This is a genomic window from Dyadobacter fermentans DSM 18053, assembly GCF_000023125.1.
GTDB classification, from domain to species: Bacteria; Bacteroidota; Bacteroidia; order Cytophagales; family Spirosomataceae; genus Dyadobacter; species Dyadobacter fermentans.
In genome coordinates this window covers 5,430,097-5,454,760 of record NC_013037.1, presented here as the reverse complement: position 1 = coordinate 5,454,760, position 24,664 = coordinate 5,430,097, and the positions used below count along the sequence as shown (strand labels likewise).

General features: G+C 49.0%; 22 protein-coding genes. 11 read left to right on the top strand and 11 right to left on the bottom strand.

Annotated elements, in window-relative coordinates; translation table 11 throughout:
• Nucleotides 1–214: 214 nt before the first annotated feature.
• Nucleotides 215–1,051: a hypothetical protein gene (locus DFER_RS22510; RefSeq protein ID WP_143828784.1), complete on the top strand. Its 837-nt coding sequence runs from the start codon at nucleotides 215–217 to the stop codon at nucleotides 1,049–1,051.
• Between the two features lie 331 nt (nucleotides 1,052–1,382).
• Nucleotides 1,383–2,210, top strand: coding sequence for a hypothetical protein (locus DFER_RS22505; RefSeq protein WP_041735428.1), 828 nt, complete (start codon nucleotides 1,383–1,385; stop codon nucleotides 2,208–2,210).
• Between the two features lie 64 nt (nucleotides 2,211–2,274).
• On the opposite strand, the gene DFER_RS22500 is transcribed toward DFER_RS22505, so the two are convergent.
• Complete coding sequence (locus tag DFER_RS22500; RefSeq protein WP_229206082.1) at nucleotides 2,275–2,994, bottom strand: SHOCT domain-containing protein; 720 nt, start codon at nucleotides 2,992–2,994, stop codon at nucleotides 2,275–2,277.
• A 251-nt stretch (nucleotides 2,995–3,245) separates the two neighbouring features.
• On the opposite strand from DFER_RS22500, the gene DFER_RS22495 reads away from it, so the two are divergent.
• The 5 genes from DFER_RS22495 (at nucleotide 3,246) to DFER_RS22475 (ending at nucleotide 10,832) form a co-directional block, all read left to right on the top strand.
• On the top strand, nucleotides 3,246–4,124 hold the full coding sequence (locus tag DFER_RS22495; protein ID WP_015813959.1) for a hypothetical protein: 879 nt from the start codon (nucleotides 3,246–3,248) through the stop codon (nucleotides 4,122–4,124).
• 594 nt (nucleotides 4,125–4,718) lie between these two features.
• Entirely contained in the window at nucleotides 4,719–5,558 is an 840-nt protein-coding gene (locus DFER_RS22490) for a hypothetical protein (protein ID WP_015813957.1), read from the top strand.
• A 223-nt stretch (nucleotides 5,559–5,781) separates the two neighbouring features.
• Complete coding sequence (locus DFER_RS29960; protein WP_143828783.1) at nucleotides 5,782–6,009, top strand: hypothetical protein; 228 nt, start codon at nucleotides 5,782–5,784, stop codon at nucleotides 6,007–6,009.
• Nucleotides 6,010–6,260: 251 nt separating this feature from the next.
• Complete coding sequence (locus tag DFER_RS22480) at nucleotides 6,261–6,521, top strand: hypothetical protein (RefSeq protein ID WP_015813955.1); 261 nt, start codon at nucleotides 6,261–6,263, stop codon at nucleotides 6,519–6,521.
• Between the two features lie 240 nt (nucleotides 6,522–6,761).
• On the top strand, nucleotides 6,762–10,832 hold the full coding sequence (locus DFER_RS22475) for a carbohydrate-binding protein (RefSeq protein WP_041735426.1): 4,071 nt from the start codon (nucleotides 6,762–6,764) through the stop codon (nucleotides 10,830–10,832).
• Nucleotides 10,833–10,889: 57 nt separating this feature from the next.
• Here DFER_RS22475 and DFER_RS22470 read toward each other — a convergent pair whose 3' ends face one another.
• On the bottom strand, nucleotides 10,890–11,909 hold the full coding sequence (locus DFER_RS22470) for a GlxA family transcriptional regulator (RefSeq protein WP_015813953.1): 1,020 nt from the start codon (nucleotides 11,907–11,909) through the stop codon (nucleotides 10,890–10,892).
• Nucleotides 11,910–12,132: 223 nt separating this feature from the next.
• Between DFER_RS22470 and DFER_RS22465 the strand changes: the two genes are divergently transcribed.
• Nucleotides 12,133–12,630: a DUF1579 domain-containing protein gene (locus DFER_RS22465; RefSeq protein ID WP_015813952.1), complete on the top strand. Its 498-nt coding sequence runs from the start codon at nucleotides 12,133–12,135 to the stop codon at nucleotides 12,628–12,630.
• On the opposite strand, the gene DFER_RS22460 is transcribed toward DFER_RS22465, so the two are convergent.
• Complete coding sequence (locus DFER_RS22460) at nucleotides 12,627–13,334, bottom strand: DUF1016 N-terminal domain-containing protein (RefSeq protein ID WP_015813951.1); 708 nt, start codon at nucleotides 13,332–13,334, stop codon at nucleotides 12,627–12,629. The genes DFER_RS22465 and DFER_RS22460 overlap by 4 nt on opposite strands.
• A gap of 117 nt (nucleotides 13,335–13,451) precedes the next feature.
• Here DFER_RS22460 and DFER_RS22455 point away from each other — a divergent pair, with 117 nt between their 5' ends.
• The gene (locus tag DFER_RS22455) at nucleotides 13,452–14,630 is read left to right on the top strand and encodes a peptidoglycan DD-metalloendopeptidase family protein (RefSeq protein WP_015813950.1); all 1,179 of its coding nucleotides are present in this window, start codon (nucleotides 13,452–13,454) and stop codon (nucleotides 14,628–14,630) included.
• A gap of 64 nt (nucleotides 14,631–14,694) precedes the next feature.
• Here the strand turns inward: DFER_RS22455 and DFER_RS22450 are convergent, their stop codons facing one another.
• From DFER_RS22450 to DFER_RS22435, 4 genes are all read right to left on the bottom strand, one after another.
• The gene (locus DFER_RS22450) at nucleotides 14,695–15,816 is read right to left on the bottom strand and encodes a sterol desaturase family protein (protein WP_015813949.1); all 1,122 of its coding nucleotides are present in this window, start codon (nucleotides 15,814–15,816) and stop codon (nucleotides 14,695–14,697) included.
• A gap of 33 nt (nucleotides 15,817–15,849) precedes the next feature.
• Nucleotides 15,850–15,972, bottom strand: a complete 123-nt coding sequence (locus DFER_RS30730) for a hypothetical protein (RefSeq protein WP_015813948.1) — start codon at nucleotides 15,970–15,972, stop codon at nucleotides 15,850–15,852.
• Between the two features lie 522 nt (nucleotides 15,973–16,494).
• A complete protein-coding gene (locus DFER_RS22440; RefSeq protein WP_015813947.1) occupies nucleotides 16,495–17,400 on the bottom strand; it encodes a hypothetical protein in 906 nt (301 codons plus the stop codon).
• A 47-nt stretch (nucleotides 17,401–17,447) separates the two neighbouring features.
• Entirely contained in the window at nucleotides 17,448–17,873 is a 426-nt protein-coding gene (locus DFER_RS22435) for a hypothetical protein (RefSeq protein ID WP_015813946.1), read from the bottom strand.
• Between the two features lie 204 nt (nucleotides 17,874–18,077).
• Here DFER_RS22435 and DFER_RS22430 point away from each other — a divergent pair, with 204 nt between their 5' ends.
• Both DFER_RS22430 and DFER_RS22425 read left to right on the top strand, forming a co-directional pair.
• A complete protein-coding gene (locus tag DFER_RS22430; RefSeq protein ID WP_015813945.1) occupies nucleotides 18,078–20,009 on the top strand; it encodes a tetratricopeptide repeat-containing sensor histidine kinase in 1,932 nt (643 codons plus the stop codon).
• Nucleotides 20,010–20,060: 51 nt separating this feature from the next.
• Nucleotides 20,061–20,678, top strand: a complete 618-nt coding sequence (locus tag DFER_RS22425) for a response regulator (protein ID WP_015813944.1) — start codon at nucleotides 20,061–20,063, stop codon at nucleotides 20,676–20,678.
• A gap of 67 nt (nucleotides 20,679–20,745) precedes the next feature.
• Here DFER_RS22425 and DFER_RS22420 read toward each other — a convergent pair whose 3' ends face one another.
• The 4 genes from DFER_RS22420 to DFER_RS22405 all read right to left on the bottom strand — a co-directional run bounded on the left by DFER_RS22420 (nucleotide 20,746) and on the right by DFER_RS22405 (nucleotide 24,594).
• Nucleotides 20,746–22,191: an arylsulfatase gene (locus tag DFER_RS22420; protein WP_015813943.1), complete on the bottom strand. Its 1,446-nt coding sequence runs from the start codon at nucleotides 22,189–22,191 to the stop codon at nucleotides 20,746–20,748.
• Nucleotides 22,192–22,491: 300 nt separating this feature from the next.
• Nucleotides 22,492–22,791: a HigA family addiction module antitoxin gene (locus tag DFER_RS22415; RefSeq protein ID WP_015813942.1), complete on the bottom strand. Its 300-nt coding sequence runs from the start codon at nucleotides 22,789–22,791 to the stop codon at nucleotides 22,492–22,494.
• Nucleotides 22,792–22,796: 5 nt separating this feature from the next.
• Nucleotides 22,797–23,132, bottom strand: a complete 336-nt coding sequence (locus DFER_RS22410) for a type II toxin-antitoxin system RelE/ParE family toxin (RefSeq protein ID WP_015813941.1) — start codon at nucleotides 23,130–23,132, stop codon at nucleotides 22,797–22,799.
• A 22-nt stretch (nucleotides 23,133–23,154) separates the two neighbouring features.
• Nucleotides 23,155–24,594 (bottom strand): sulfatase family protein, encoded by a 1,440-nt coding sequence (locus DFER_RS22405; protein WP_143828782.1) that lies wholly within the window; start codon nucleotides 24,592–24,594, stop codon nucleotides 23,155–23,157.
• Between the last annotated feature and the right edge of the window lie 70 nt (nucleotides 24,595–24,664).

Genomic DNA, 24,664 nt, shown 5'->3' with positions numbered 1-24,664 from the left:
GCCGGCCAGCCTTCTATAAACAGAACAAAACTCGCAAATGTTGTGTGGTTTCCAAAAATCCGGATCACTAAAACCATTACGCCCCATCGGGGCCGTTTCTACCGAAAACTCTTTTAGGCTTACCTTTCGCCCATCGCATTTCGTGTCTTTTCGAAGCGCTCCTATGTTTAAGCCAGTTCAAAATCAATTTATTCACGCTTAAACAAGGTACATTATGAAACTATTTCGAAACGCAGCAATGTTGGTCAATGGCCTTTTACTCGCAGGAATGCTGGGAGCTTGTGAGAATGTAAACGACAATGCACCTATTCCACAAACACCCACAACGGCGTCGGACCGGAACGCAAAAACCACACAAGCGGTAGGTCAGCTAATTAAAGATGGCAATGTGAGCCTCACTTACAACAGTCAGGTGCCAAGCGCATTGTCGAAAGAAATTTACGACAATGGTGCATTCCATGAATTTAGCTACGGGGCGCAGCTGATCAGCGGCAAAAGGTTTATGACCGGCTTCTCAAACCCAACCAAAGAATTCAGTTACACCCTGGATGCCAATGGGCGCTGCGTTCAAACCGTTGGGGACAAGACTATCATATACGAATATGATGCTAACGGGCAACTCGCGAGATATTACAACCAACAACAGCCCAACGAGCGGGCCGTGTTCACCTATAAGCCAGATGCCAATGGGATCACCAACTCGCTGTTTGCAGTTACATTTTATGATGCGTCCGACAAAATAACCAAGGTCCTGGAATTTAATTACAGTCTCACACAGCCTATTGCTGACAAATCCCCTTTGAACCCGGATGTATTTGCCAAATATGTCAGCAAATACCTTCCCATCTTCGGGAAATTCAGTGGCAATCTTGTGCAGTGCTCTTCGGAAAAGAAATTTGTGAACGGGCAAAAAGTCTCCTCGGTCAATTACTACCATACCTATGTATTGGATTACGCTGGTAAAGTGAAGAATGTTACTGTCAAGAAATATGACGGTACATTAGTTTCGACGACGGATCGGAAGTACACAATACCTAACATGGCTCTCTGATGTAAAGTGAAAACGGCCCGGAGAATCCTGGGCCGTTTGAATTGAAGTAAATTTCTTATGCAACTTACCTAGTTCTACTTCGATAAGGCTATTTAACAAAAACGCTACATCGAATTATAGCGCACCAATTTCACGGCAGATAAGCAAATGTTACAAAGAAAGTGAAGATAAGTCTCGCCAAAATTAACCTGTGTCCAATCAGATTTTTACCGCAGACTATTTAGGAGATACCTTTCACCCATTGAATTTCACGCTGTGACAAAGCACACCTAAGTTTGGAGCGGTTTAAATCAATTTAATTATATTATTCACACTTAAACAGGAAGAGTTTATGAAACTATTTCAAAACACCCCAATTTTAATGAAGGGCATTTTGCTCGCGGGATTGCTTAGCGCTTGTCAGAATGAAAACGACATCAAGTTGGCTCCGCAAGCGCCAACAGGTGAATCTGACCAGAATGCAAGGACCGCATTAGCGGTTGGTAAGTTAATTAAGGACGGTCAGGTTGACCTGTCTTACCAGGGATCAGGCGTTTTATCACAAGAAACTTATCCTAACGTTTACTATCAATTCACGTATAACCCACAATTAATTACAGCGAAAAGGTATGTTAACGGAAGTCCGACAGAATACAAATATACTCTTGATATGAACGGGCGTTGTATCGAGACTGTCACAGACAAAACGTACATATATGAATACGATGTCTACGGACAGCTCACCAGATTGTACAATAAAAATCAGCCTAATGAGCAAACAGTATTTACATATAATACGGTTAATGCCACTAATTCGGACAGATCTTTGGCCACAGCAACTTTCTATAATGCACAAAATGTAAAAACGAAGGCACTAACATTTGGCTATGGCGGCAATATGGCAATCCCCGATAAACACCCTTTGAACCCGGACGTACTCCCTGCCGGGGTAAGCAAGTATTTACCGATTTTCGGGAAGTTCAGTAGCAATCTCGTTCAATCCATATATGAATACAAATATCTTTTAAATGGTCAGCAAGAATCCATTACTCAATATACATATAGTTACAAGTTGAATTATGCTGGCAAGGCCACAAATATTATTGTGAAGAAATACAGTTCACAAGGCTACGTACCGGTCTCTTCAACCGACAGAAAATACTTTACGCCATCTTTTTAATTTTTAAAAATCGTACGGCCCGCTAAATCGGCCCGCGGGCCGTACTTACACATGTTAAATTTCATTACAATCTTTCCAGCAATTCCCTCTTTTTTGTAGCAAACTCCTCCTCGGTAATCTGCCCTCTCTCAAAAAGCACATTCAACTTCTCAATCGTGGCAATAATAATCTCGTCTGGGCTCTTGCCCTGTGACCGTAAATCCGCATTGGCTGTCACATCATAAGCAACCTCAGGCGTCGGTTGCTGTTGCCGTTCCGGGTCGGAAACTTTTTCCAATGAATTTAAATCAACCACACCTTCCTGGCTTGTAAAGCGGAAGGAACTGTTTGCCCCCTGCTGCTGCGAAACGCCGGTGATCTGATGATGCTTGGTGTCATATATCGTCCGCTGGCCATTCTCCTCGACTACCAGCCTATGAACCGCCCTAAAATATGCATATCGGAAATTGTTCTGCGAGCCGCTTGAAGTGGGTGTCCCGAATATGGCCGGCCACGAGCTGGTCGCCCGGCTGAAATCCTCGTTCCCTTGCTTCGCCAAACCTGGGGCATCGTCTTCTGCCTGCGTTCCCTTATGCATGTCGTCGTCCCGTTCTTCGAACAGTACCGTTGTCGCCGCGAGCTCTGCAAGTTCGTTAGCCACCTGTTCGACCGTCGTCCGAAGCGAATGATTGAACATATCCCCGACCATCGTCATACCGCCTTTCATCCATTGCCCCTGTCCGCCCAGCTCCTGCAAATTGAACTGCGCCATGGTGCCGTTTCCACGGATGATAGCGTTCAGCAAAGACTCAACGGTTCCGGTACTCAAATTATATCGGGCGGCGACTTCGTTTAACCGTTGCCGTCCTTCTTGCGTCAGTAGTTTCATAGCTCAGCGTTTTAAAAATACGAGGCAAAAACAGTGCCATATACCCCTCCACTACCGAAGGTTTTTCCAAACATGCCACTCACCCATCGGATTTCTTGGAGTTCTACAACGCCGTTAAGTTTGATTCGATAAAAGTTAATGTCTAACCAATTAGCGTTATTAATCTTATGAAAAAACTACACATCGCAGGGAATTTGTTAAAGGGGGTTCTGTTAGCCGGCATGCTGACTGCTTGCCAGAATGAGGATGTATTGAACCCAAAATCGCAGGAAAGCGGGATCAGGAATGAGGCCGAAGCGAAGGTGAATGCTGAATTGAGATTAGTTGAAGATGGCTACAATAAGCTTAAATACATTAAAGCCGGGAGACTAGCGGGCAAGCTGTCAAAGATATCTGGGAGCACACTCTACACAGAATACTCTTATGATGACAGTACCGGAGATCTTTGGATTACGAGTAAACAATATTACAAGGCTAATAATCAGCTTTGCAAAGAAATTGCCTATCAGATTAAATACGGAAAGTGCGTTAAGAGCATTGACAAAACTAATAATATCACACGCGAATACAAATATAATGAAATGGGTTATCTGCAAGAGGTATCCATTATTGGTTCCGCCCTTAGCCAAAAATCGATCTTTACTTATCAACAGATAGCACTTGGCTTGGATAGTAAGCGACTGGATTATATAACGTCTTACAATTCATTCGGAGCTCCATACGAGCGCATAAACTTTTTCTATGATTATAACGGCAGCCCTGCAAAGGCTGACAAATATTTCCTGAACCCGGAGCACACTTCGCTCGACCCGTACTTGCCTTATTTCGGCAAATTCAGCGACGCTCTGGTACAGCGCGTACAAATCACGCCGCTTCCGTACAACGGACAAACTAAGCCGTTCTATCAATTCTTTTATGGAATCAATGCAGACGGATACGCATCATCTCGTCACCGGGAATTTTACCCACTAGGATATGGAAACGAAGCCGGGAAACAAGCATTTTACAGTTCTCTTACTTACTCTACAAACTGGGCGGGATTGTAAATTACGTCGGTCAGAAAAAATAGAAAGCAGCCAATGGCTGCTTTCTATTTTCTAATCTTTACCAAATGTAAAATAAATTTATATTAAACTCAAATGCACTTTATATTACTTAACTGGTGATATTGATTTATCAAATTTAAAAAGTTAGTCAAACATACTCATCGCTTCCAATGATAGCCATAGGCGCACTAAATTTTCACTACCTTAACTTCATCATATTTGCAATCAATTACACGCTGCTGGAATTTTCGATTAGTCAATTATATTTAACCCATATTCGAAATATATGGAACATTCAAGAATCACAGGCGGCCAGTTCTAAAATCATCCAACTCTTTAACAAATGAACGGGTCGTCGCCGAAGCAATGGTCCGTCATTTATTTTGCGCAGTGACTATCCAATCCTTAATGCTCCAAACTAATACCCACACACGCGCTTCTGTGCGACAAATCTTATACGCTAGCAAACACATGATTTTGCTGCGCCATACATTCATTCATCCTTGCCATTCAAAAAAGGCACTTTAAAAAACTTACAAATATGTGATAAGTTTGAAATAAGGTTAAATATTTATTCACCCATTCATTTTTATTATGAAACATGTTAGAATAGCCGGAAGCGCATTTAAGTGTTTGGCATTAGCAGGGCTGCTAATCGCCTGTAACAATGATCAGGTCGTAGCGCCTACGGAGCCGACTAGCGCTGCTGTTGGCGATCAAAATGCCAAGCTAAATCCATTGACCAGACTGGTAGATGACAGCGGTCAATCAATTGAGTACAAAAAAAGCGGGAAATTTTTTGGAAAAATATCGAGAGTAGGCAAAAGCCCTTTGAATGACGAATACGTAACCTATACATATAGCGAAAACCCAGCCGGGTACTTATCTATAAGCAAAAAGACTTACAAAGCCTCCAACAATTCATTTATTAGAGAACATAAGTTTAAAGTTGTGAACGGCCAATGTACACAGAGTGAAAATGACAACGGAGATATTTTTGAATACAAATATAATTCAGAAGGCTATCTAAGTGAAGTCAATCAATTTATTCAAGGAATATTGACAGAGTCTTGGAAGTACAAATATGATTGGACTTACCGCTTAAACGTAATCGAGCATCAGAAAGAAGGCAAACCCTACCACACTTACCATTTTAAATCATACACGTCAATAGAGAATAAATACCCCTTGAATATAGAAATCGGTATCAGAGACAGATATTTACCAATCTTTGGAAAGTGCTCCAAGTTTCAAGTAGAGGAAATAATGGATTATAATCTCCTTACGAACAACCACGTGCAAACATTTTATACTAAACAGAAGTTGAATGGTGATGGACTTGTTATTTTCAGATATATGGTAAAATATGCAACCGTTTACAAGGAAACATTTAACTATTCCGTTAACTGGCAGGGATTACCAGGTAATCCATAAGATAATAGAGTCCTTTACATAACACTCAGAGCGGGTCGTTGCAATCAACGGCCTGCTCTTTTCCTACAACTACAACTCAGCCACCAAATCTTACAGACTTCATAGCCTAACTGAACTTGGTGGGGGCAACTTCACGCTAACTTATTCCTACACTTCAATACCTGACAAATATCCGTTGAGAAACCCACTGGTTTACCTCCCTACTTCTGTTGAACATGGGAACATGGATGCATTTCTTCCTATTTTTGGAAAATTCTCTGATGTACTTGTGGATGTAATGGTTGGGCAATTTTTAGGCGGCGGAGTGCCACACAATTATAAATCCACTTATGTAACAGACAGCGACGGACTCGTTATTTCAAAAACTCAAACTATTTCCTCGGGAAATAATCCGCCTGCGAACCCTCAAACGAAGGTTCTAAAATACTCCGAGGCTTGGCAAGGAATCTAATCCGGTAGTAAATAGAACGCCAAACAAAGCGGGCCGTCATCAGCGGTCCGCTTTCCATTTCAATTCACTTTCAATCAAATCCCATTTCTTTTCTAAGCCTATATCCTCCTTCACCCTTTTTGCCGTCGCGCCAAATCCTCGGCCATCTGCAAATAGCAGCCTGCCGGCGCATCTCCCGCCCCACGTGCTCACCTCCGGCACAGTTGTTTTAATCACGCATTTGTTACAGCTCATCAAAACAACTGGAAATCATGGATATCTATCAACTGGCCAACGAATACTTCGATGCCGAGAATGCCGGCGGAGATCCCACCGAACCGAGAGAAACGCCTCCCTTCGATCCACGCCCCGAAGTGCCATCCCCCGATGTACCGGAAGAAACACCGCCATTCGAAAAGGAACCCGAAACCCCACCCATTGAACCGGAACCCGAATTGCCGCCAGTGGAACCCGTCGTACCCGAAGTTGAACCGCTCCCCGGCGAAGAACCTGGAATCCCTGCATTCAAATAAACTAGTCCTTTGTTTAGCCGAAATTTGAAGTTGAAATAGACTGCCGGATTGCTTTGGTCACAAAAACTACTACAAAATTTGTAGTCGGATTTAAATTCATCGTATCTTCACCTAAAATTTAGGTAGACCCGACGAATGACTAAAATCTTTACAATCTGTTTTGTACTCATCTCCTTCTCTATTCAGGCTCAGTTAAATAAGGCACTTCCCGGAAAGATTGAAGCAGAAGATTTCACTGTAATGAATGCTGTCGGCACCGAGAATACCTCGGATGTAGACGGCGGCCTCAACGTAGGCTGGATTCAGGATGGCAGCTGGATGGATTACGCCGTTCAGGCGCCGTCGGCTGGCTACTACACATTCCGGTTCCGCATCGCAAATGGATACAGTCCGGAAGCGGCACTAGCATTGCAATCGGCAAGTGGTAGTGTTCTCGGTCGCATTGTGCTTCCCCAAACGGGTGGAATGCAGGGTTGGCAAACCGTTTCGTTTGTCGCATTGCTTCCACAAGGGGATCAAACGATCCGAATTTTCGCGGAGAAAGGAGGCTGGAATTTTAATTGGTTCGAGGTAGGCAGTTCACGCGCGCTCGTTTCGGGTAAGGTGGAAGCGGAAAACTTCGATGCCGCTCACGAGGTGCGCACGGAAGATACCGGCGACGAAGGCGGCGGCCAGAATGTCGGCTACATCGACGATAATGATTGGCTGGACTACAACCTGAGCCTCGCTACCGCACGCGACTATGAGATTCAGTTCCGGGTCGCTAACGCTTACGGTAATGGGGTTATTGAAATACAAAATGCGGCCGGCACCGTCCTCGGCCAGGTGAATGTGCCGCAAACCGGCGGATGGCAGAACTGGGTAACGGTCAGCACCACGGTATCGCTTCCCGCAGGCAGCCAGGTCGTTCGCCTTTTCGCCCGCAGCGGCGCCTTTAACCTTAACTGGTTTTCATTCGTCTCGGCAGGTGCCCGCATTACCGGCACTATTTTACCTGCCAAAGTAGAAGCCGAAAACTACGACGACTTTTCGAGCGTGCAACTGCAGAATACCGAGGATATAGACGGCGGCCAGAATGTAGAATGGATTCAGGACGGCAGTTGGATGGATTACGATGTCCATGTTCCCGCAGCAGGCATTTTCACATTCAACTACCGCATTGCCAACGGATACAGTCCGGAAGCAACCCTGACATTAAAAAACAGCGAAGGCAATCAGTTGGGCAGCATCATTTTGCCCCAAACGGGCGGAATGCAGGGATGGAAAACCGTGAGTATGATAGCAGCGTTGCCGGCGGGTAATCAGCAACTGCGGGTTTTTGCGACCAAGGGCGGATGGAATTTCAACTGGTTTGAAGCCAAAGAATCCCGCGCATTGACTAGCAGGATCGAAGCCGAGACTTTCGACGCAGCATCGGACGTGCGTACAGAAGTGACGGGCGACGTTGATGGAGCGATCAATGTGAATTACATCGACGATAACGACTGGATGGATTACAATGTAAATGTTCCAACGGCAGGCACTTACACGATTAATTTCAGGGTAGCCAACCAATGGGGCAATGGTAATATACAGTTCAAAAATACAAACGGTACTGTGCTCGGAAGTGTGGACGTTCCCCAAACCGGCGGCTGGCAGAACTACACGACGGTTCGCACCACTGTGCAGCTGGAAGCAGGGAGCCAGATCTTCCGCATTTTTGCGAACCGCGGCGCATTCAACTTCAACTGGTTTGAAGTAATCCCAGGTTCCGTTCAGGGACAGTCCATCCTCACTTTTGACGCGATTTCGGATAAAAGCATTACCGATGGCTCGTTCGACCTGACCGCCAGCAGCACTAATCCCGAAACACCCATCCTTTTCAGCTCCTCCGACCCAGCCATTGTGTCTGTTTCAAACGCGAGCGGCATTTGGAAAGCTTCAATCCACGCGGCGGGACAGGTGACCATCACGGCTTCGCAAGCGGGTAACAACAATTATCTTACGGCTGACAATATCGCCAGAACATTTACTGTTTCAGGCATTACCAATCCAAACAATCCTGCATTGGGCACCAAAATCCCCATCGATCCGAAGCGCTGGTACCAGCTGACTAATGCGGCCAATGGGCTCGACGGGCTCTTCGACGGCAATACCCAGGAGAATGTTCAAACAGGCTGGGGCAAGGTTATTAACAACTACGAGGCCTACTATCCGCTCAAAGAGGGCGAGCAGATTACCCTCAATGGTGTCAAATTCTTCGATTTTACAGGCTCGGCGCAGGATTTCCCATTGGTACTATCGGTGATCACAGATCAATGGGAGCGCATTTCCGTCGCAACTTTCACAGGCGAAATCTACAACGGCTGGGTAGGCCCCTACCCCGATCGTCAGCTTTCCGGCGATGCGCAGTTCAAGCTGGATCAGCCGATGAGCAACATCCGGTACCTGGTGATGACGATGTCGAACACATTGCCGACTGAAATTGAATTCTACGGAAGCCACACCCCAGGCACTGAAACCGCGAAACCTGCCCGAACCAAGCACATTAAGCTGAATGACATGCTCGGCGTAAATGGGTATGAATGGTATTTTCAGGACGGCGCGCATACCGAATCACTCGTTGAGTCAAAAGTGCAGGTTGCCAAAAGCTTCACCGGCTTGCGGCATTATATGGATTGGGAAAAACTGGAATCGTCGGAGGGCGTTTATTCCTACAACCCGACATTGAGCGGCAGCTGGAACTATGACCTGATTTACGAACGCTGCAAACAGGAAGGCATCGAAGTGCTCGCTTGCCTCAAAACGCAGCCCGCCTGGATGCGCGAAACCTATCCCGAAGATCAGCGCGACCCGGAAAATGTTCCCGTGCGCTACGGCAAGAATTTCGCCGATCCGCTTTCGTACATCGAACAGGCCAAAGTCGCTTTCCAATATGCGGCGCGCTATGGCAGCAATACCAATGTTGATCCGTCGCTGCTGAGCGTTTCGACCACCCCAAGATGGACCAACGACCCTGTGAACGAAGTGAAAATCGGGCTGAATTATATCAAATACATCGAATGCGACAACGAGCGCGATAAATGGTGGAAAGGCCGCAAAGGCTACCAGACAGCCCGCGAATATGCGGCAAATATGTCGGCCTTTTATGACGGGCACAAAAACACGATGGGCGCCGGCGTAGGTGTCAAAAACGCCGATCCGAACATGAAAGTCGTCATCGCCGGGCTTGTTACCGGACCCGATTTTATAAAAGGGATGGTTGACTGGTGTAAAGAATTCCGCGGCTACAATGCCGATGGCACGGTGAATCTTTGCTGGGACGTGGTGAACTTCCACCTTTATACCGACAACACATCGTCGAGCCAAAGCGGTACCTCAACCCGCGGCGCAGCCCCGGAAGTGACCAATGCGAAACAAATCCTCGAAAATTTCGTAAAAGTAACCCGCGAATTATCCAATGACCTTCCGATCTGGAACACCGAAGCCGGTTACGACATTCATCAGGACAGCCCGCTGAAAGCGATCCCGATCGGCAACAAATCCGCATTGCAAACGCAGGCCGACTGGATTTTGCGCACTTCGCTGTTCACAGCCCGCAATGGCGTCGAGAAATTGTTTTTCTACCAAATGTACGACGACCATGGCCACGGTGGCATGTTCGGCACTTCGGGATTTGTGAATAATGACCAAACCCGCCGGCCGTCCGCTGACTATTTCCTGCAAACGCAAAAGCTTTTCGGACAATACGAATACAAGGAAACGCTCCACAACGACCCGATTGTGGACCGCTATGAGCTGAACGGAAAATCGCTCTTCATCCTCACCGTCCCTGACGAAGTGGGCAGAACGGCGGAATATACCGTAAACCTCAACCAATCGGGCGTCGCGCGGATTTACACCCCTACTGCCGGTGCCGACAACATGGCCATGATCGAACTGCCGATCGTGGATGGGAAAGTGACCGTTACAGCAGGCGAAACCCCCATTTTTGTAATCGCCGCCGACGGCCAGAATGCCAGACAAGCGGCGGTGGAAGTGGCTGCGACCTTAGCCCCAGAAGAAATTTCACTGCATGCGGATGTCAATGTCTATCCCAACCCGACATCGGATTTCGTGCGGATCGATCTCGCGAATGAAAAGACTGAGCAAATTGAAATCAGGATTTTTGATGCAAAATCAGGAGCACTTTATAAAAACACCCAAGTGAAAAAAACTGCGAACCGTTTCTCGCACGAACTGAACATCACCCAGCTTCCCGCTAGCGTTTACATTGTTGAAATCATCCAGGGCAGCGACCGCGCATTCCGCAAAATCGCGAAAGTGAATTGAAATAAAATACTCAGCAATGCAAAGCCCGGACCGTCGAAAAAGTCCGGGCTTTTGCTTTTAGTCGAGATAGGCGGCTCCGCTCATCGGGCGGTTCCATCGGGCACCGGTTTCTAGCCGGGCGATATTGAATTTGTCGCGGTATTCCTTAGGCGTCACACCGGTACTTTTCTTGAAGAGTTGCCGGAACGATTTGAGGTCGTTGTAGCCGGAATTGAGCATTACTTCCAGCACGCTCTGGTCGGTTTGCGCGAGGAGCCGCTTCGCTGCTTCGATGCGCGTGCGCTGCAAATATTCGATGGGCGTCACGCCGATTGCCTGCTTAAACCGCCGCACCACATTCCTGCGACTTGCCGGAATGTCCTGAATGAGTACTTCAATCGTGCTTCCTTCCTGATACTCCTTCTCGATTTTCCGCTGCGCCATATTCACCAGCCCGTCGCCGTGGTTTTGCGGCGGCGCGAAAGTCCCGAAATAGGTTTGCTGCTCGCGGTCCATGTCGATGGCGAACATTTTGGCGGTGCGCAGCGTGAGATCTTTTCCGCACAAACGCTGAATAAGGTAAAGCATCAGGTGAAAACTGCTGGTAGCGCCGCCGCTTGTGAAAATGCCCTTATCCTCGGTCACAACGGCGTCGCTTTTCATAATGATCTCCGGGAAGTTGGATGCGAGCGTTTCGGCCGCGTCGATGTGCGTAGTGGCGTGCTTGCCATTCAAAAGGCCGGCCGCGGCGAACAGGAATGCCCCGGTGCAGAAGCTGGCCAGTTCAGCCCCGCTTTTGTATTGTTCCCAAAGCCACGGAATGCAGCTCTGGTTACTCATAATCGAAAGCTGGACGTCGCCAGCACCGAATGCCGGCACGAGAACAAGGTCCTGCTTGATAAACTGGCTGATCGGCTGCATTGAATATGCACCGTAAAATTCCACCGGCTCGGGGTCCGGCGAAAACAATGTAATGTGGAAGAAGGGTGGCTGATTGGCCCGTTCATAAAAGCTGTTCACCGATTCGAATACATCCAGAATCGCTGCTACGCTCAATAAACGGTGCCGGTTGGTAATTAATAGTCCTAATTTTACCATGTTGTTGATGTGTTAATCTTTGACATTCAAACCAAAGCGGGCACCAATATAAATATTTTTGTCTCAAATACCCCTCTCGGTTGGCGTTTCCGGCAATTGCTTTGCATCTTATTTTTATCAAATTTTGGATGTTTATATTTATAAAAACTCGCCACGATGACACGGACAGGCTTGAATGCGTTGGTGCACAATCGCGTCTTTATTCAAACAAATTAGAAAACCTATGACAAAATCGAAATTTGAAACGTCCCTGGAATCGGGAGTACATCATCAACTGCAGGCGCTGACGGGCACCTGGAAAGGCATTACCAAAACGTGGTTCGAGCCCAATATCCTTGCCGACGAATCTGAAATGAGTGGCACGATCCGCGCCATCCTCGGAGGCAGCTTTCTGCTACACGAATACGAGGGCAGCATCGACGGCAAACCATTTAAGGGCGTTGCCATTTACGGATTCGACATTCCTAACAGCAAAGCAGAGGCGTTCTGGATCGACAGCTTTCACATGGGCACCGGCATGATGCTCTCCAACGGCACTCCCACCGACAACGGCTTCAACGTTCTCGGCCAATACAGCGTCCCCGAATACCCCGCTCCCTGGAACTGGCGCACCGTTGCCGAGCTGGCAGACGAAAACACGTTAATCATCACCGCGTACAACATCTCGCCCGAAGGGCAAGAGGATAAGGCAACTGAAACAGTTTATAAACGAATCAGCTAAGATCGCATCTGCGCCAGCTCATTTTCATACACCGCGTCTTTCGCTTTTAACCCAAGAAACTCAAAGGTGAATGGCGACTTGATAATGTCTGCAATGCCGGGCCGCTGCGCATTTTCCTCAACGCCCCGGCCCAATTCATCCGGATCGAGGCTCATTCCCGAGCGTTCGTAATAAAGGGTATTGATTTGCCTTTTGAGTTCGGAAACGCTCCAATTCCCCATCACGCACTGACGCTCGTAGAATGAGCGCTTCTCAGGCTCTTTCAGCGGGAGTGGTAAAGCAAGATGTGAAAATGACAATTTGGAAAGCAGTATTTGCGCATCTACCGAAAACCGGGCACCTTGTTCATTTACCGCATTAACCTTATCAAGCTTTGCAGGAAGGTCATTTAACCTGATTGAACGCATACTTTTGAATTGGGCAGACAGTGTCTGCCCAGTTTGGGGATAAGTAAAATAGAATTGTCGGAATAATTTCAGGCTTCGTACACTTAGCCCGGCCGTATCCAAAGCTTTGGCCAACTCTTCAATTAGCCGCTGACCGTACTCTGCCCGATCTTCTCCATTCTGTTCAAATTCCACAATGTGGAAGCCGATCAGCCAATTACGGATGGTAAGGTATCTGTTGATGGCTTTGGAAGCGCTTTGCTGGAGAGTCACATTGGTTTCCTGGATGCTTGATACTAATGATTTGAAATCGGTCATATTGATGAAGTTTTAGATGATAAAAAGTCGAATAACACCTTATCAGCACTCATCGCTCAAATCCGATTCTCCAATGGCATGACTTTGTTACCCTCCCGCTTACAAAGTCATCAGCAAATGGAATCCCTGAAAAAAATACTTGTCGTAGCTGCACTCGCAATGCTTTTCGAAGCCTGTAAGCCGGTGCCGGTTTCGCATTGGTTTCCAGTGACACCGCAGGAGCATTACGAAAGGGAATTGCTCAAAGCGAAAATGGAGAAGACCCAGGCCGGCGCCACGTGGTTCAGGATGAGTACCGAAGTGCTTTCCGACTCAGTTTTCACCATCGCGCCGTACCAGGAGCGGGTTTTCCTCGGTGATTCGCTGCCCGCGCAGGCATTCAGGATTACCGTGCCGGAAGGCCGGAAGCTGGTGATTACGCCTAACCGCGCCAATGCCGATTCGGCCGCATTGTTGTTTATGGAGCTGTACAAAATCCGGCGGAACGGAAAGCCGCAGCGTTTGGATTACCTCAAAGACAATGGCGCCTACATTGCCTATTCCAATACCGAACGGGACACTTTACTGCTGAAAATACAAACTGGGCTGGCTCAGCAACTCGCCGTTACGGTGTCGCTTTCGACAGAGCCGACACTCGGCTTCCCGGTGGCCGGGCATAGCATGTCGAGCGTGATCAGCTACTGGGGCGCGGAGCGTGACGCGGGTGCACGCTCGCACGAAGGGATCGATATCCGAGCCAAACGCGGCACGCCGGCCATTGCTTCTCAGAATGGCTTCGTGACGCAGGTCGGGACTAATAATTTGGGTGGAAAAGTGGTATTCCTTTCTTCGCTCGACAGCCCCTATTCGCTGTATTATGCACATTTGGATAGCCAAATGGTGTCATCCGGCCAGCGGGTTACATTGGGTGATACGCTCGGATTGGTCGGCAATACCGGCAATGCCATTACCACGTCGCCGCATTTGCATTTCGGGATTTATACACGAGGCTCCGGCGCGGTGAACCCGCTGCCGTTTATCGACGATCGCCGCGAGAAGTTGCCCGGCTTACCGGAACTTTCCAAATGGCTGGGCGATACGGTTACGATCCGAAAGAAGACAAATTTGTATAACACGCCGCAACTCGATAAAAGCACGATCATTCAACCATTGCCTGCCGATGCGGTCGTTCGCATCATTGGGGAAATGTCGAGAGGCTACCGCGTGCAGCTGGCCGACGGTACCAAAGGCTTCATCCCTACCGTCCCATTGCAGCCGTATCGGGGCAAGGTGGATGGCCTGACCAAGGCCGACTAAGCTTCTGACTGAGTATTTGGCACAAAAAAATGACCACCGACTCAGCCAGTGGTCATCAGTGATTTCAAGCGACTGCGGCAGTCGTTACTGCGGCAGTCGGTACTGCGGCAGTCGGTACTGCGGTAGTCGCTGGTTCAGGTTTCAGGGGAATGAGCTCGGGCGTATCGGGCACGGCGTCGCCTACGACCGGACCGTTGTGAGATAGCTCGCTGCCTTCCTTTCTGGATTTGAGAATGGGCCACAAAAACTGCGCATACCATTCTTCTTCCTGATAATGCTTGATACCGTAGCTCGACGGATATTTGCGGGTAATGATGCCCGTTCCGAAAATAATGTCCCAAAGAAAGAACATGTTCCCGAAATTGCCTTTGTAATGCCCTATTCCGTCGTCATTCGTATCGGCGTGGTGTGCATGGTGTGTGGCAGGGGTGGAAATGAGCCTTTCCAATACCCAGCCGATCGGTTGCAGCCATTTTTTTTCATAAAACGGTTTGTCCCAGGGAATGCTTGAATGCGCGCCGGTGGTGATGAACGATTTAATCACTTTCACAAACAATGCGGCATAACCAAGCCCGAGGTAAGTCAGCGCGACGGTGAGGTATGTTTGCGAGAAAAACAGCGTGTAAATGATGTTCTGGCGGCCGGCCATTGCCATTCCCATATAAGGCGCCGAATGGTGTGTACGGTGGAAGCGCCACAGCCACGGCACCTGATGGTGCAGGCGGTGATACCAGTATTGCGTAAGGTCGTCGGCCACGGCGATGATCAGAAATGCCCACCAAAACGGCACCCATTCGAACGCATTCTTGGCACCCGGCAGGATTTCAGGAAGAAGTTTTAGTCCAAAATAGGCTACAAAAGGCCGTACGACCAGTTTCGGCACCACAAAGCACACAATGTCGAGGATGCGCTCGTTCTTGGTCCATTTGTTTTCATAAAGCCCCGCCGCGAATTCGATCACACCCAGCGTGAGCACGATCACCGGCAAACCCCAACTGCTCAGGTTTTTGAAAACCGCCTCAAGAAACGCCGGGGCTTTGAACGGAAATGCATTGCTGCCCTCCCATGGCCGGTAGTCGAAAATCTGGAAACTTGCGAACATCAGTATAATCGGCGCAGTGTAGAGCGCCACGCTGATAAGACCGTCGCGGGTGATTTTCCGCGCCGTTTCGTTGTCCAACTTCATAATAAGTGATCTTTAAAAGGTGAAATTGAGATGTCAGTTCAATACTTTCCAGGCCAGCCAGATTCCCCCGGCAACCAGAACAAAAGGAATAACGGTGAGTAAAATGCCAACGGCGATCTTCCGTGCCAGCAGCAACACGTCTGAAAATGTGATCATATTTGAAAGGTGTAGTAGTACCGGTTAACTATAAACGCAGCAGGTAATATGGGCACGGAAATACCCCGGGACAGCACAGCCGGCAACTGAAATCGCCAACCACCGAAAATTTCAGATGATCAGCCATGACTGTCTGGCGGGATATTTCCGAGAAATGTCAGGTAAAATGCCGCCGTTTCAACAACAGCAACAGGTTCGGAAAAAACAAAGCATGAAGGGGCGTCCCACCACTTCCCTCAATGGGGTCGTACAAAGTAAATTAACCGCGCTCATATCAAAGATGCCTGGATTAATACTCAGCTCAGGGTGGTTCAGGAGCCTTGTTTCTTTAATAGTATACTTATTTGATAGACAAAGTAAGTTTAATGTTTTTTAAAATGCAATAGCGCGCCGCATTTTCTTTAAAATAAAAAAATCCGTGGCAACAGTAACGCGCTGTCGGCCACGGATCAGACAGAAAAGGCACCAATGGCGCCTGCCTGTCGGTTTTATATAAACCAATTTATTTCAACTCGCTCAACTTTATTTCAACTCTGTCACCCATTGCTGGGCAAATGCGCGGGCGGTGTTCGTAGGCGTCGCGCCCATGCGGTAGCAGAATTTCCAGACGTCGCTTCTGCCCTCGTAAGCCGCATTGACAAACTTCTTACGTCCATTCACTTCCTTCGTCTGCGCCGCAAAGTCTACGCCCTTGCTTTGGTTCAGAAAGTCGGTAAGGCGAGCCACGAGCACTTTTTTCGGGTCTTTCAACTTCTCGTATTCGTCCGCATTGCTTTTCGCATTCCGCGCCATCGTCTGCTCCGACTGGCGGATTTCATCAGCCGCCAGAAACTCGGCATATTGCTTTTTAAACTCCTCCATATTCGTTTTCAAAAGCGGTTTGATCTTCTTAAAGAATGCTGCATTGCGTTTGCCGTCCTCGATCTGCTTCTTGAAGTCGGCACGCTGGTCGGCCGGGATGCTGCTGAGCATGCTTTCCATCCCCACGAACGTCTCCGCGGACTGGATTTGAATGTCTACCACCGGCTCCATATCCTTCGCCTGCAAGCCCTGCACGCCTTTCAAACGGTTCGCACGGATTTCCGCTTTACGCTGTTCGCTCACGGCCGTTTCCAGTTTCGGATACTTTTTCGCAATCGATTCCGTATAACGCTTCTGAAAGTCTTCCGAATTGAAATACATCTTCACAAATGAACCTGCTTTCCTGATCGCGGTGGCCTGGGCGTCGGGAGCGAGCGAGCGGCACGCCGACTTCACAGAGCTTCCAAAGTACGGCACAGTTACCGAAGGGGCCTGCAAACCATTCCAAAGGCGATTCTGAATGTCCTTTTGGCTGATTCCATATTCTTCAAACTCGTCACTGAAAGTGAAATTCAGGAATGCAATGCAGATCGCGTAGAGGAAAATGGGTACTATTCTATTTTTCATGGCTATATAATTGTAATCGGGAGTTAATGGGTACGGCAAAGGGCGGATTACTGCTTGCTGGCCGTCATTTCCAGCTCCGCGCCCTCGTAAATCACGAAAATGTTCAGCTTGCCGTCTTTCACATTGCCAACTTTTTCAGTGCCTTCATACAGGTCGATGCCCGTGCTGCCGGCGTTTTTCAGCGTGAGCGTGCCTACTTCCTCATCTGGCTGGCGGTCGCCGTCGATCGTCAGTTTCATTCTGGCACTTACCACTTCTGACGAGAATTTGTCCAGTTCAACAAAGATCTTAACGTTGTTCTCTTCGAGCGGATACTCTTCACCGTCTTCGGTCATGCGGGTCACTTTGTAACTTCCTTCTACTTTCGAGCTCAGTTCCGGAGATGGGTCCTTGTCTTTGTCTTCGCAAGCGAACATCAGTGTGCTAAGGAACAACAGAGCGAGAATGTTTTTCAAAAATGTGATCTTCTTCATGGCTGTATTTGATTAATAAATGGATAATGGATGAGATAATTTTTTGCCTTTCGACATCACAAAGGTAGCCTGCCGGGGAGCCGGGGATCAATCCTATAAATGCATGATTTTTGAAAAATCATATGTTTAGAGGATATTATTAAAAGGTTTTATTTCAGACTTTTGCCACTGTAATTTTCCAATCCATTCTACTCTCCGGGTCCGATGAAATTATATTTACGAGCACTCTTACTGGTTTTTTTTTACAATAATGCATTTGCACAAAACCCAGATCCGGCCGCCATTCTGAAACGCATTCAGACCAGCCGGCAAGACACCAACCGCGTACTCGCCTACGTCGAATACGGCCAGTATCTCGAAAACCAGAATCTCGACAGCGCCGCCAAATATTACCTCAAAGCCGACGCCCTGAGCGAGCAGCTGAATTACGACATCGGGCGGTTCAAGTTCCGGTCGAACTACACGTACATTCTCAATTTGCAGGGGAAATTCGAAGAGGGGCTGAAACTCAACCGCGAGAGCCTGGAAATCGCCAAAAGGATGAAACACCAGGTCAATATCGGCAAGAGCTACGCCAATATCGCGGCCAGCTACACCTATATGGGCAATTTTACGGAGGCGATCAAGTATTACCAGCAGTCGGCGAGCCAGTTCGACAAGCTGGGAATGAAGGAGTTCCTGCCCCGGCTTTACATTAGCATCGGAACGGCTTTTGAGCATGCCAATCTGTTCAATAAGTCGGTGGTTTACAAGCAAAAAGCATTGCAGCTCGCCCGTCCGATGAAGGATAGCCTGCAACTGGCCGACATTCTGACCAATATCGGCGGTTGTTATTTCAATCTGAAAAAGTACAACGAAGCCCTCGCGCATTTCAAGGAAGGGCTGTTGGTGGCTCAAAAGATCCGTTCCGACATTTTCGTAACCCAGGCCTACGCCGGACTCTGCCGCACGAACCGCCTGTTGAAAAATCTCGACGAAGCCTGGATTTACGGTCAGAAAGGGCTCGATCTCGCGCGGAAATCCGGCAATGTTTTTCTCGAACTCGACTGCCTCAGGGCATTGATGTTCCTCGCAGAGGACGCTAAAAAGACGGATTTATCCGCCAAATACACCAAAGAAGCGCTCACCATTGCCGAAGCCAACAACATGACCGACCATTTGGTGGAGCTTTACGAAGACTACGCGACCGACCTTGCCCGCCAGAACAACTACAAAGGCGCCTATGATTACCTGATGAAATACTCGATCCTGAACGACTCCATTCAGGGGATCGACGTGCAGAAACAATTGCAGGAGCTCGACACCAAATACCTGACGGCCCAAAAGGAAAACCAGATTGTAACGCTTGAAAAAGAGAAACAAACCCGCACGACATTGATTTACGGCCTCATTGCCGGGCTGGTGGGACTGCTGGTTATCGCGATTTTGGTTTACCGGAACATTGCATTCCGCAAGCGCGTGGCCGAGCAGGAAGTGCTCCAATTGCAGCAGGAAAAACAATTGGTAGCCACCAATTCCATTTTGAAAGGACAAGAAGAAGAACGCACCCGCGTGGCCCGCGACCTGCACGATGGCCTCGGGGGACTGTTATCAGGCATTAAACTAACTCTCAATTCCGTGAAAGGAAATGTAATCCTGCCCGAGGAAAGCGCCATGACGTTTACCAGGGCTCTCACCCAACTCGACGGTGCCATCAGCGAAATGCGCCGCGTTGCCCACAGCATGATGCCCGAATCGCTCGTACGGTTCGGATTAATCGACGCGCTGAGCGACTTTTGCGAAGGCATCAGCGCCTCCGGCAGGTTGAAAGTGACCATGCAGGCATTCGGTTTCGAAGACAAACGCCTCGATTCGCAGGTGGAAGTAGTGCTTTACCGGATCATCCAGGAGCTGCTGAACAACGTGCTCAAATACGCCCACGCCTCCGAAGCGCAGGTGCAGCTGACCTGGGTCGAAAACAATGTGAGTGTGACCGTGGAAGACAATGGTAAAGGTTTTGACACTCAAAACCTTGAACAAAACAAAGGCGCCGGCTTGCGCAACGTACAGGCGCGTGTAGACTACCTGAACGGCACGCTCGACATCCAGTCGAAACCGGGCGAAGGCACGTCGGTACTTGTCGAAATTGTATTGTAAATCACCGATACCAATGCCAGCAATGGCTTTAATCTCTATAAAAAAGAACTTATGAGTGTCAGAATCCTCATCGTAGACGATCACCCGCTGGTTTTGGAAGGACTTAAATCGCTGCTTGCCGACGCGGAGGGCGTGCAGGTCGTAGGCACGGCTACCAATGCGATCGAAGCCATTGCATTCCTGAAAGGCAACGAAGTCGACATCGCATTCCTGGACATCAACCTGCCCGACATCAGCGGCATTGATCTTTGCAAAAAGGTCAAAGACCAGTTTCCTGAGGTGAAAACACTCGCATTGAGCACCTTCAACGAACGCGCTTACGTATCGCGCATGATCCAGAACGGCGCTTCGGGCTACCTCATCAAAAGCTCCGGCAAGGAGGACATCCTCGAAGCCATCGCCCAGGTGCAAGCCGGGGGTTATTTCATGAACGTGCAATTCGATCAGGTAACGCCCGCCACCGCTCCGAAAACGGTGCCATTCCTCACCCGCCGCGAAAAGGAAGTTTTGGTACTAATCGCCGAAGGCCTCACCAACCCCCAAATCGCCGAACAACTATTTATCAGCGTGACGACGGTAAATAGCCATCGGCAGAATTTACTGATCAAGTTCGAAGTATCGAATACCGCTTCACTGATTAAGTTAGCTGCGGGGTTGGGGTTGATTTGATGGATTTACAAATCGAAAGCCCTGATCATTGTCGAAATGGTCAGGGCTTTTCTGTTATACGCCTACCTTAATTCGTCGCCAGACTGCCAAACGGGAAAATCGCGGATGAAACGTGCGCGCGGTTCATGATCTGGCCGAGTTCCTTGGCTTTTTCGGGGAACTGTGGGGTGAGGTTATTCTTTTCCTGCGGGTCTTTTGAAAGATCGTAGAGCTCTACCAATGCATCGGGATTTCCGGCGGCTTTCAGGCGGACGGCCTTCCAGTTACCCTGGCGAACCGCCTGGCGGCCGCCTTGCTCATGAAATTCCCAATAGAGGTAATCGTGCTTTTTCTGAATCGCCTTGCCTTTCAATGCATCGGTAAATGAAATACCGTCGATGTTACGCGGGGCCGGCGCGTTGGCCAGCTCGGCGAAAGTGGGCAGAATATCCCAGAATGCGCCAATGTAATCGCTTTTCGAACCCGGCTTGATCGCGGCCGGCCAGCGGGCTGCGAATGGCTCGCGAATGCCGCCTTCGTACAAATCGCGCTTCACGCCGCGGAAACCGGCGCCGCTGTTGAAAAATCTCGGATCGGCACCTCCTTCGACGTGCGGGCCGTTGTCGCTCGTGAAGATCACCAGCGTATTTTTGTCAAGGCCTTTTTTCTTCAATGCATTCATTACCTGGCCTACATAAAGGTCCAGGCGCGCCACCATCGCCGCGAAAGTCGCGTGCGGAAAGTCCTGTGATGCATAGCCGCCGCCGTTAGCACCCGGGCCATAGTCGGCGCCCTTGTGCGGCTTTTCTTCGAACTTACCTTTATAATATCTGAAAAGGCTGTCGTCCGGCACCACCAGCTCGGCGTGGGGTAAAATGTAGGGCAAAAACAGGAAGAAAGGCTGCTTGCCATCCTGCGCATTCACAAAGCTGAGCGCCTTTTTCTGGATCAGGTCGGGCGCGTATTCCTTGTTATGAATAAGGCCTTTGTTGCCTTCCAACAGTATTTTTTTGCTATTATCCCAAAGGTGTTCCGGATAATAGCGGTGCGCGAGGCTTTGGCAGTTGTAACCATAAAAACGATCGAAGCCCTGCTTATTGGGATCGCCTTCCGAGCCAACCGGCCCCAGCCCCCACTTGCCAAATGCCGCCGTCACGTACCCCGATTTTTTGAGCACCTCCGCCAGCGTCGTCACCGAGTCGGCAATAGGCTGCTGGCCTTCCGGCTCCACACCCTTATTGCCGCGGATATACGTATGGCCGGTATGCTGCCCCGTCAGCAGCGACGACCGCGAAGGCGCACACACCGATGTACCGGCGTAAAATTGGTTAAAGATCATTCCCTCCTTCGCCAGTTTATCGATATTGGGCGTTTTGATGAGCTTCTGTCCGTTAAAACCGACGTCGCCGTAACCAAGGTCGTCGGCCAGGATAAATACGATATTCGGGCGTTGCGGCTTTGGGGCCTGCGCGTCGGCGCGTTGAGTAAGGAATGAGGAAGTCAGTAGGGGTATTAGCAACAAATATTTTCTCATTGTGGAGTAGATTAATACATTTCAGAAAGACATTGCAGGCCCGGGGTTACTTGGATTTGGCGTGGCGGGTGTATCTTTGTCCCGATACCCTACGACAGCCCGGTCGACTGGCATGAATTGACAACCACCGAAAATTCCGGCAAGTCGCGCCAGGGCCGTCTTTTAGGGTATCGGAAAGCAGATACGTTTCTGAATATCGCGAATCGAAAGCTCGATATAATCTACTTGTTTGATAGACAAAGTAAATTTAAAATGTTTGAAGAAGCAAATGAAATGTACGATCTACATTTATTTTTTTGCTTAAATAATAGGACCTGCCGTAATACGATGCACATTCTGAACGCGGCCGCTGCTTTTAATTCGCCAGATATCATACTTCTTCTCCATATCTAGCCAAAATTCCGCACTAACGCCGAACCCGCTTTCCAATCTGACAGCCATTTCAGCCGAAATAGCAGCGGTTTCATTCACCACCTCCGACAACTGCTTGCGGCTTACACTCAATTCTTTTGCAGCACGCGTCACCGAAATTTTCATTTCCTTCAGAATATCCTCTCGCAATACCGCGCCGGGGTGTACCGGCTTCATTTCGCTTTCCATAACGCTTAATGATAATCGACATAGTCAACATTGAAGACATCACCTTTCTCAAACCTGAACAATACCCGGTAATTACCGGTAACCCAGACAGACCAAAACCCATCCATTTTACCCGACAGCGCATGCAGCTTGTATCCCGGGATTGCTCTGATCGGGTCAAGACTTTTGGCGGTATTCAAAACCGCAAGTATACGCCTTCGCTTTTCGACTTGCCCGGGAGACAACTTCAATGTATCGTCCTTTTCCCAAAGCAGCCTTAATCCTTTGTGGTTGAAAGTCTTATCATAAAGATAGCGTGCCACCCCGAGGGTTACAAATTTTCTGAGCAGCAATGTGGTCATCGCTGCTCAGAAACACCATCTCTTATTTTCTACCGGCACGTCCGATCTCCCGAACGTTCTTCCCGGTCTTGTTCTGCAAATCATCACCCATATCTTCACGTGCGGCGTCCGCGATTTTTTCCAGTTCGGCTACGATTTCCGGGTTCTGTTCCAGCACGTCGTAGCGCTCAGATGGGTCGCGGGCGAGGTTGTAGAGTGCTTTTGGGAATTGATGATCCTCTGGCGAAGGGCCGGGTTGGCCGTTTTTGCCAGGGAGGGAGCCTTCGTAAGTGCGGCCCGGGTGGGCGAAGACGAGCTTCCAGTTGCCCTTGCGGACGGCTTCCAGGTTGTTTTTGCGGTAATAATACAAGAAACTTTCGCGCGGCGTCTGGGTGTCGTCGCCTTTGAGCAATGCGCTGAAATCGAGGCCGTCGATTTTTTCCTTGGGTAATTTCGCATTGGTCAGTTTGGCGATGGTCGGGAGGACGTCGAGGGTGGAGAGGAGCTTATTGGAAACCCTTCCGGCGGGGACAACACCCGGCCAGCGTATAATGCACGGCTCGCGCTGGCCGCCTTCGAATGAGGTTCCTTTGCCTTCGCGGAAGCCACCTGCCGAGCCGGCGTGGTCGCCGTAGTTGAGCCAGGGGCCATTGTCGGAGGTGAAAATCACGAGCGTGTTGTTATCCAGCCCCTGCGCTTTCAGCTCTTTCATGATCTCCCCTACCGACCAGTCGAGTTCCATCATCACATCTCCGAAAATGCCTCGCTCGCTTTTGCCGCGGAATTTTGCCGAAGCAGCCAATGGCACGTGCGGCAGCGGGTGCGGTACATATAGGAAGAAAGGCTTGTTTTTATTCCTTTTGATAAATGAAATGGCTTTTTCGGTAATTACGGGCGTCAGTTCGCTGGCGTCTTCGAGGTTTTTGATCTCCTTCACCGGCTTATTTCCTTCAATCCAATGCAGCGGCGGATATTTGGCGCGTTCCTGCCATGGGTGCAGCGGCCACATGTCGTGCGAGTAAGGCACGCCGTAATATTCATCAAAGCCCTGCTGCAAAGGCAAAAATTCCTGGTCGCTGCCGAGGTGCCATTTGCCGAAAATACCGGTGGCATAACCCTGCGCTTTCACCAATTCGGCGATGGTTTCTTCCTTAGGGTTGAGGCCTACCCCAGCATTTGGCCCGAATGCCCCCGAAATGCCCAGACGGTTGGGATAACAACCCGTCAACAATGCCGCACGCGACGCGCTGCACACGGCCTGTGCGGCCATGAAGTTGGTAAAACGCGTGCCTTCCTGGGCCATTTTATCGAGGTTAGGCGTTTTGTAGCCCAATGCGCCGTACACGGAAAGGTCGCCGTAGCCGAGGTCGTCGATGAAAAAGAGAACGATGTTGGGTGTTTTTGCGGCTGGCTTTTCAGGTCTGAAGGCCATCAGCAGGCATAGGCCAGCGGATACCAGCAGCAGAGAGAGTATTCGAAGCATGTTTTTAAGGTGGTTTTAGGTAAATGCTACCTTTGCCGGATGCCGGCAGATAGCTGGCGCCAGGCTTTCG